At 61.6% G+C, this 8,373-nt stretch carries 9 protein-coding genes; 5 read left to right on the forward strand and 4 right to left on the reverse strand.

What is annotated here, in order from left to right:
* The first annotated feature begins 5 nt into the window (after positions 1-5).
* Positions 6-992: a glycosyltransferase family 9 protein gene (locus tag AAF555_06985; GenBank protein MEM6911314.1), complete on the forward strand. Its 987-nt coding sequence runs from the start codon at positions 6-8 to the stop codon at positions 990-992.
* A 33-nt stretch (positions 993-1,025) separates the two neighbouring features.
* The gene (locus AAF555_06990; protein ID MEM6911315.1) at positions 1,026-1,373 is read left to right on the forward strand and encodes a hypothetical protein; all 348 of its coding nucleotides are present in this window, start codon (positions 1,026-1,028) and stop codon (positions 1,371-1,373) included.
* 76 nt (positions 1,374-1,449) lie between these two features.
* On the opposite strand, the gene AAF555_06995 is transcribed toward AAF555_06990, so the two are convergent.
* The 3 genes from AAF555_06995 to AAF555_07005 all read right to left on the reverse strand — a co-directional run bounded on the left by AAF555_06995 (position 1,450) and on the right by AAF555_07005 (position 4,530).
* Positions 1,450-2,907 (reverse strand): arylsulfatase, encoded by a 1,458-nt coding sequence (locus AAF555_06995; GenBank protein MEM6911316.1) that lies wholly within the window; start codon positions 2,905-2,907, stop codon positions 1,450-1,452.
* 114 nt (positions 2,908-3,021) lie between these two features.
* The gene (locus AAF555_07000; GenBank protein ID MEM6911317.1) at positions 3,022-3,387 is read right to left on the reverse strand and encodes a hypothetical protein; all 366 of its coding nucleotides are present in this window, start codon (positions 3,385-3,387) and stop codon (positions 3,022-3,024) included.
* 21 nt (positions 3,388-3,408) lie between these two features.
* A complete protein-coding gene (locus AAF555_07005; GenBank protein ID MEM6911318.1) occupies positions 3,409-4,530 on the reverse strand; it encodes an aldo/keto reductase in 1,122 nt (373 codons plus the stop codon).
* A 161-nt stretch (positions 4,531-4,691) separates the two neighbouring features.
* On the opposite strand from AAF555_07005, the gene AAF555_07010 reads away from it, so the two are divergent.
* From AAF555_07010 to AAF555_07020, 3 genes are read left to right on the forward strand one after another with little or no spacing between them, the layout of a single operon-like run.
* Complete coding sequence (locus AAF555_07010; protein MEM6911319.1) at positions 4,692-6,122, forward strand: circularly permuted type 2 ATP-grasp protein; 1,431 nt, start codon at positions 4,692-4,694, stop codon at positions 6,120-6,122.
* A gap of 17 nt (positions 6,123-6,139) precedes the next feature.
* Positions 6,140-7,177, forward strand: a complete 1,038-nt coding sequence (locus AAF555_07015; GenBank protein ID MEM6911320.1) for an alpha-E domain-containing protein — start codon at positions 6,140-6,142, stop codon at positions 7,175-7,177.
* A gap of 31 nt (positions 7,178-7,208) precedes the next feature.
* Positions 7,209-8,060, forward strand: coding sequence for a transglutaminase family protein (locus tag AAF555_07020; protein ID MEM6911321.1), 852 nt, complete (start codon positions 7,209-7,211; stop codon positions 8,058-8,060).
* An 86-nt stretch (positions 8,061-8,146) separates the two neighbouring features.
* Here the strand turns inward: AAF555_07020 and AAF555_07025 are convergent.
* Positions 8,147-8,373 (reverse strand): chemotaxis protein CheW (locus tag AAF555_07025; protein MEM6911322.1); only part of this gene is annotated, 227 nt, incomplete at its 5' end.

Genomic DNA, 8,373 nt, shown 5'->3' on the forward strand with positions numbered 1-8,373 from the left:
ACTTCGTGAACCTCCCGGCCGACGCCCGCGTCCTTGTGCTCAAGCCCAGCTCCTTGGGCGATATCGTGCACACCCTCCCCGTGGTCCACGCCATCAAAAAGGCCCATCCCGGCTGGCGCCTGCACTGGGTCGTCAATCCCGAGTGGGCTCCTCTCCTGGAGGGCAATGCCGATCTCGCAGGGCGGATCCGCTTTCCCCGCCGCTCCCTCCGCGGGCTGGCCCTGCCCTTCCGCTTTCATGCTTGGGCCAAAACCCTCCCGGCCAAAGGGCCCTGGGACCTGGCGCTCGACTTTCAGGGCCTTCTCCGCTCTGGCTTGATGGCCTGCTACTCCCGCGCCCCTCACCGGCTGGGCTTGCGTGATTCCCGGGAAGGGGCGCGCTTCTTTCAGACCGCCCTGGCCGAGACCGCGGGCCTCCGCCATGCCATCGACCGCTACTTCGCCCTCGCGAAACTGGTCGGCGTAGCCCGCCCTGACCGCCTCGTCACCCCCCTACCAGAAGCGGCCCCGCCCGCGATGGCCGACTTGTCGCAAGCGGTCGTCTTGCATCCTTGGTCACGGGGCGAGGGCAAGTCCCTCACCCATGGCGAAATCGAACGCATCGCCTCCGAGTTCTATCCCCGGCGGGTTGTCCTGGTAGGCCGACCAGACAAAAAGCGCCAAGTCCTCGGTGGCAAGCTGCGCAATCTGGCCGACCAAACCAGCCTCCCGCAACTGGTGCAGCTCATGCGCCAGGCCGCCTTCGTCATCAGCGTGGACAGCGGTCCACTCCACTTGGCGAACGCCGTCACCCATCGCCTGCTGGGCATCCACTTTTGGAGCGATCCACGCCAAGTCGGGCCCTACCGCCCCGAGGCCTTTGTCTGGAAGGACGGCCAGATCCGCTCGGTCGCGCACTACCAACCAGCCGAAAAAAGCGATCCCACTCTCCGGCCCGACATTGTCAAACTGACCACCTTCGTGGAAGGTCAAATCCAGCAAGCGGCTTCTTAACGCCACCATTCAACCCCCAGCACCCCGACCCCTATGAAAAACATCCTCGTGATCCTCCTGCTCGGCGCTCTCGGCTACTTCGGTTACCAGTTCTACCAAAGCTACCAATTCAGCGGGACCATCAAGGCCCAAGCGGCCGAGCGCCTCCGCCCGGCCTTTGTCCTAGATGAGGACTACGCCCAAAGCCTTCTCGACCAGCATCACCGCAAGGCCTTCCTGGAAGTCCGGGGCAACCCCCTCCTCCCCGCGCCCGAGGAATTCGACATGGGGGACTACTACAAAGCCCTCCTCCCCGAAATGCGTCGCCAAGCCGAGCAGGACGACCGCGATGCCATCGCGGCCACCCTCCGCTTCGGTCAGCTCCTGAGCGTCTTCGAATAAATCGCCCAGGCCGAAGGGGGGCCAAGGGGGGCCATAGGAAGCCAAAGAGTGGAAAGAGACTAGATCGGCCGACCTTTCAGGGTCGCCGGGTCGGCTCCTCGCGCAGCTCCTGCAACATCGCCTCCATCCGCTCAGCGATCTCGGGATGCTCGGCGATGACATTGTCACCCTCTGAAGGATCGTTTTCGAGGTGAAAGAGCGCGCGCTCCGCCTGGGAGCGATTGCTCTTTTGAAGCGCCTCCGGAGTGCCCTCGGGGAACTCATCATCGATGTATTTCCAGGGCCCGAGGCGGAGGGCGTGGAGCCCAGCCGCGTTGCTGGAAACCATCGCGGGCCGCGGTTCTTGGTCTTGGCCTGCCAGCGTCGAGGCAAAACTGATGCTGTCCGGGGCATGGTCCGCCAGGGGCGTTCTCCCACTCACGCACTCCACCAGCGTGGCGAAAAGATCCACGATGTTGACCATCCGGTCGCTCACCGAACCGGCTGCCACCTGGCCATCCCAGCGCACCAAGAGCGGCACGCGCACCCCTCCTTCGTAAATGGTGTGCTTGTCCCCGCGGTGGACCCCATTGGGCGCGAGCCCGGCCTGGACCGCTTGGTTCTCGGGACGCGTCTTGTCATTGCGCGGCACGTCCGCCCCATTGTCGGCTGTGAAGACGAGCAGCGTATCGTCCATGAGACCTTCGTATTCCAAGGCCTCCACGATCCGACCGACCGAAGCATCCAAGTCCTGGATGAAATCGCCGTAAGCGCCACAGCCGCTCGCCCCGCGCATGCGCTCGGAAGGCTCGATGGGATGGTGCACCGCTGCGGTCGCGAAGTAGAGAAAGAGGGGCTTCTCCGGCTGGCCCCGGGCACTTCGCTGGATCCAATCGATGGCTCGCGAAATCAGCTCCTGGGAAGCCTCCTCCCGCACGCGCTGAGGTGCATCCAACCCGAGATAGGGACGGCCGTAAAAACTCTTGGAGTAGGGACTGAGCTTGGTCGAACGCAGGCCGTAGACCCCGTCGTTCTCGATCCAGACCCCGACCGCGTCATCGAGATTATTCGGCAGACCAAAGTGGTAATCGAAGCCGACCTCGTTCGCCCCGGGCGCGAGCGGTTGCGTGAAATCGGTCCGTTTGGCATCGCCATAGCCCAAGTGCCACTTCCCAATCTGGGCCGTTTGGTAGCCCAGTTTCTGCATGTATTTCGGAAGCGTCGGTCGATCGGTCTCCACCACCAACGGCTCCATCAGATTGACCACACCAAAGGGCAGCGGGCCCCGCCAGGCGTAGCGACCGGTCAGGAGCGCGTAACGCGTGGGAGAGCAAATGGCCCCAGGCGTATTGGCATTGGTAAAACGCATCCCCTTTTCGGCCAAGCGGTCCAAGTGCGGCGTCCGCACCAGCTCCTTGGGCGCGCCATAGGCATTCACGCTCCCCACTCCGAAGTCATCCGCCACGATCAGCACCACATGGGGCAGCTTGCTGTGGGCAGGGTCCAAGCCCGCAAGCAGGCCGAGCAAGACAAGGGGGAAGAGCTGTTTCACCATCTTCCCAAGAAGTGCATCGAGTGAGAGCGAAGTCAAAGAAGGCTTCGCTCGATCCGCCTCTGGCTCACCCCGCTAACCCCGCTGCACCTTGAGCTGGTCGCTGGGAGGGCGGGATCACTCCTCCACTTGGAAGGTCGTCTCGAAATCGCGGTGGAACATGTGGCCTCCCCGCTTCTTGTCGGCCCCAAAGCTCAGGACCGTGACCTTGTTTCCCTCCACCTCATAGCGCAGGGGCTCGCCGAATTGGTCGAAGGTCTCCTCTTCCGGCAGTCCCAGCTCGGCGATCGCTTCCGGAAGACGCCCCTCCTGCTCATGAAAGCGCAAGATGGCGGTCTTGACTTGCTGGAGGTTGTCGAGCGTCACCTTGTAAGGAGGCTCCTTACCTGCCATGACCGAAGTCAGGATCACGATGACCCCCACCAAGCCGCCCATCACCAGGAGCGTTCGGCGTTCTTGCGAGAGATCGGACCACCACTTCATAGCGAAAGAGCCCTCCCCCGCTTACCAGCTTGGGTCAAGCGCGTGGTCTTGGGCAATGGTGAGAAGCTCCTCCCGCATGGGCCATTGGTCAGCTCGCTCTTGCGGCCCTTGATAGCGGGTGCTGGCCCCTTTCAAAGCCATGCAGCCAGCGTTCTCACCAATTTCCTCGATCTTTCTCATCTCCTCCGGCGTGAAGCGAAGCCCCTCCGGGAGGGCGGCGAACTCCCGGATCTTGTCCTCGATCGGACGAGCGCTTTCCCCGGTTTCCTGGATGAAGGTTGGCACCAGGCTCTTGACCGCAGGCATTCCCAGATTCCAAAGCCCCGCCAAGTGGAGAGCAGGCAAGCCGTAATGGCCGACCACTCTCCGCATCCGCTCCAGCTTCTCGCTGCCGGTTTCCACCCAGCCCTCTGGGCGGTAGCCCCGATGGTCGCCCCCCTTGAAGACATGCCCCGGGCGGACATCTCCATGAAAGATCCCCCCATAGTCCACCACCCGCGTCAGCACATCGATCTTCCTTTCCTCGGCCACCGGCAGGACATGCCGCTGCGGCCACGGCTCCAGCGGATTCAGAATCAACATGGCTCCATCGATCCTCGACCCAAAGGTGCGGAAGCAGTGAATGAGGTCCGTCACGAAGCCATTGGCCGGGCCCGGGGCGATGCCGATGCCCTCGGTCAAACCGCCCTCCCGGACCGACTCCATCCCCTCCCAAACCGCTTCGTGGGTGTAGCCGATCTCGTCGGGATTGTGCAGCATCACCAAATCAAATTTGGCTGCACGGCATCGCTCAAGACTCTTCTCGCTCGCCTCGCGCAGGTAGCTCGCGTAGTCCCGCGGTCCACGCAGGTCAGGGTGAGTGAACCGGGGGTAACCCTTGGAGCCCTCCCGCGCCCCTTTCTCAAAATCGTGCCCCACCATCCCCACCAGGCAATAGCTCTCCCGCTCCAAACCCGCGAGCGCCTCTCCCAGCGCGGCGTCCGCCCGACCCGCGCCGTAGACATCGGCCGTCACAAAAGTCCGAATGCCCGCTTCGTAGGCCAGACGGATGAGATCGCGGTAGCGCCCTTCCTCGAGCATTTCCCCATAGTGCATGAAGCGTCCGCCACTCCAGGTCCCAAAAGCAGTTGGTGTCAGATTCATCGCTTCTTTGTTACGACAACGGGAAAGGTTCTCAAACGACAAGCCGTTCTCACCACGAAAACCGCTTGCCCAGGGCAGCTTCTGCCATTCAAGCTGGACGCGCGCGATCTTGAGGGCGCTTCGGGGGCCCGGCCCTGAACCTGCTTTGCGAAGGAAATGCCATGTTCCAAGGCTACCAGACCCACGGCTTCTACGATGAAATGGTCTCCCCGGAGGGAGACGTCCGCTCGCACTACGCCCCTCTCTTGAAGCGCTTCGAGAGCTTCAGCCAGAAAGACTTCGAGAATCGACGGCGCACGACCGAACTCTTCTTCTTGCGGCAAGGCGTCACCTTCAACGTCTACGGAGAAGAAGAGGGCGCCGAGCGGATCTTTCCCTTCGATCCCATGCCCCGGGTCATCCCGGCCGAGGAGTGGGAGCTGCTCGAATCGGGCCTCACCCAGCGCATCATCGCGCTCAATCTTTTCCTGCACGACATCTACCACGAGCAAAAAATCGTGAAAGACGGCGTCATCCCCCGCCCCATCGTCGAAGGCTCCCGCGACTTCCGAAAAGAATTCCAAGGCTTTCACGTCCCACAGGACATCTACATGCACATCTGCGGGACGGACCTCATTCGGGACGACCAGGGGGACTACCTTGTCTTAGAAGACAACGGGCGCTCTCCCTCTGGCGCCTCCTACATGCTGGAAAATCGCAATGCCATGAAGCGGGCCTTCCCGCGTCTCTTTGAAGTCATGGGCGTGCGTCCGGTCGACTCCTACCCCACCGACCTCCTGGAAATGCTCAAGCACCTCTCCCCCGCCACCGAATCGGAGGCAGTCTGCGTCTTGCTCACCCCCGGTTGCTACAATAGCGCCTACTTCGAACACTGCTTCCTGGCCCGTGAAATGGGCATCGAAATCGTGGAGGGGCGCGACCTCGTGGTGAAGGACGACTTCGTCTTCATGCGGACGACCAAAGGCTTGGTCAAAGTGGATGTCATCTACCGCCGGATCGACGATGACTTCCTCGACCCCGTCGTCTTCCGCCCGGACTCCATGCTAGGCGTTCCCGGCCTCATGAGCGCCTACCGCGCCGGCAATGTGGCCCTCGCCAATGCCGTAGGCACCGGCGTGGCTGATGACAAAGTGATGTATTACTACGTCCCCGCCATTATCCAATACTACCTCGACCAAGAGCCCATCCTCAAAAACGTGCCGACCTACCTCGCTTCGGAAGAAAAGGACTACCAATACATCCTGGAAAACCTCAACAAACTCGTGGTGAAAGCGGCCAATGAATCCGGGGGCTACGGCATGCTCATGGGGCCGAAAGCCTCGCAAAAAGACCTCCAAGAATTCCGCGAGCGGATCAAAGCCAACCCGCGTAACTACATCGCCCAGCCCGTAATCTCACTCTCCACTCATCCCACCTTCTGCGATCCCGAGATGGAAGGCCGTCACATCGACCTCCGCCCCTACATCATCTACGGCGAAGACGTGAAAGTCCTCCCCGGAGGCCTCACGCGAGTGGCCCTCACCAAAGGCTCCCTCGTCGTCAATTCCTCCCAAGGCGGTGGATCCAAAGACACGTGGGTCCTCCACCCCTAATCCTCCCGCTCCTCCCCATGCTCTCCCGCGTCGCCAACAGCCTCTACTGGATGGCCCGTTACATCGAACGGGCCGAAAACCTCGCTCGCCTGGTCGACGTCAACCAGCAGCTTCTGCTCGACTTCGAAAGCCTCGACGCAGAGCGCCTGCGCGACTACTGGCGCCCCGTCCTCCTCAGCTCCGGAGATGAATCCCTCTTCGCCAAGCTCTACCAGGAAGAAAACAGCGCCACGGTCATGGAATTCCTGACCACCAACAAACTCAATCCCAACAGCATCCTCAGCTGCGTCAGCTCAGCCCGGGAAAACGCCCGCATGGTGCGGGACCAGTTGGCCGAAGAAATCTGGGAGGAACTCAATGGACTCTACCTCTTTGTGAACTCCTCCGAAGGTCGAGAACTCTTCGCCTCCGACCCCTACCGCTACTACCAAACCATTCGGAAATCCTCCCTCAGCTTCCAGGGAATCGCCGAAGCCACCCTCCCTCGGACCCAAGTCTGGGACTTCATGGAAGTGGGCAAATTCCTGGAGCGAGCCGACAAAACCACCCGCATCATCGACATCAAAACCTTCCTCTCCGAAGAAGAAACTGTCTCCGATCCCCCGCGGGGCTTTCACTGGCTGCAATGGGCCGCCATCCTTCGCTCGTGCAGCGCTTACAGCACCTACCGCTACCTCCACGGGCTGGAAGTCCTCCCGGACAAAGCGCTCGAGATCCTCCTCTTCTCCAGCACCTTCCCCCGCTCGGTCCGCTACAGCTTGGCTCAAGTGGATCGACGGCTGCATTCCATCTCGGGCACCGCTCCCGGCACCTTTTGCAACGAAGCGGAGAAAGCCTGTGGCCAACTTCTGGCCCGAGTGAACTTCGGGACCGTGGCCGAAGTTCTCGAAAAAGGCCTCCACACCAGCCTCGATGATCTGCAAGACGGCTTCAACTTGATTGGCGATGCCGTCTTCCAATCCTACGTCCTCATGCCGGACAAAATCCTGACCCCACCCCGCAAGAGCATGTCCCTGGAAACCGCCTACCAAATGGTGCAAGCCCAGCAGCAGTGAACCGCCTCTACCTCGTCCACCCCGTCCCTCTATGAAGCTGCGTGTCCTTCACCGGACGGAATACCTCTACCATCCGGCCGTTCGGTCGAACACCAACGCCTTGCACCTCGAGCCGAGGGACTTCCAATACCAAACCACCCTCTCCGCCTTCCTGCGGATCTTGCCCACCGTGCGGCTGAAGTCCTACGCAGATCTCTTCCAGAATCGGACCCATCACTTCGAAGTGGAAGACCCTCACACCCGCCTCGTCATCGAAAGCCGGATTACCGTCGCCACCCGCGCCCTCGAAATCCCGGCCGAAGTGCGGGAACTCTCCCTGCAAGCCCTCCCTGGCAAGCTCCAAGACGACTTTCTTCACCAGTTCTTGCAGCCCAGCACCTACGTGGACGCGGGCCCGGAGATCTGGCGGCAGGCCATTGACCTTCGGGAAGACCGGGGCACCACCACCGTCTTCCAAGCGGCCGAAGACCTCATGCGCTTCATCTACAAAAACTTCGAATACCAATCCGGTGCCACCAACGTCCACACCCGCATGACCGAAGTCCTGGAAGGCCGGGCCGGAGTCTGCCAGGATTTTGCGCACGTCTTCATCGGGCTAGCGCGAGCCCTCCAAATACCGGCCCGCTACGCATCCGGGTATCTCTACAATGGCGAGCGCGGCACCCTCCGTGGCGCCCAAGCGTCCCACGCCTGGGCCGAAGTCTTTCTTCCGGGACTGGGTTGGCTTGGCTTCGACCCCACCAACAACACCCTGGCCGATGAGCGCTACGTGAAAGTGGCCATCGGCCGGGACTACGACGACGTGGCCCCCATCAAAGGCGGCTTTCGCGGAGGGCACAGCCGCGAAATGAAAATCAAAGTGCTGGTCGAAAAAGCGCCGTAATCCCAAGCTACCAGAGGAAAGCCGGACCGACCCCCAAAACCCCGTCTCCATCTTCCCTGATCCCGAACCCTGAAACCGACCAAAACTCACCCCCTCACGACATCGACGCGCAGGTCTCTCAGGGAGCAAAGCCCCCCGAAGTCCCCGAAGCGCAACTTCCTTGCTCCACTCCTGCGCTTCGGCCCAAACCTCTCCCTCCTGGCCTCAAAGAACCCCTCCACAAAGCCCCTGCTCCCGATGACCACCCCATCGCTGAAATAGCGCACCCGGCAAAGCAACCACTCATGGCGTCGCAACTGCCCCTTGGCAGCCA

It is taken from the genome of Verrucomicrobiota bacterium, assembly GCA_039027815.1.
Lineage (GTDB): Bacteria > Verrucomicrobiota > Verrucomicrobiia > Verrucomicrobiales > JBCCJK01 > JBCCJK01.

Excerpts from the sequence above, each read along its gene's own strand:
- AAF555_07010 (MEM6911319.1), top strand. The coding sequence starts at position 4,692 with ATGTTCCAAGGCTACCAGACCCACGGCTTCTACGATGAAATGGTCTCC.
- AAF555_07000 (MEM6911317.1), bottom strand. The coding sequence starts at position 3,387 with ATGAAGTGGTGGTCCGATCTCTCGCAAGAACGCCGAACGCTCCTGGTG.
- AAF555_07015 (MEM6911320.1), top strand. The coding sequence starts at position 6,140 with ATGCTCTCCCGCGTCGCCAACAGCCTCTACTGGATGGCCCGTTACATC.
- AAF555_07005 (MEM6911318.1), bottom strand. The coding sequence starts at position 4,530 with ATGAATCTGACACCAACTGCTTTTGGGACCTGGAGTGGCGGACGCTTC.
- AAF555_06995 (MEM6911316.1), bottom strand. The coding sequence starts at position 2,907 with ATGGTGAAACAGCTCTTCCCCCTTGTCTTGCTCGGCCTGCTTGCGGGC.
- AAF555_06990 (MEM6911315.1), top strand. The coding sequence starts at position 1,026 with ATGAAAAACATCCTCGTGATCCTCCTGCTCGGCGCTCTCGGCTACTTC.
- AAF555_07020 (MEM6911321.1), top strand. The coding sequence starts at position 7,209 with ATGAAGCTGCGTGTCCTTCACCGGACGGAATACCTCTACCATCCGGCC.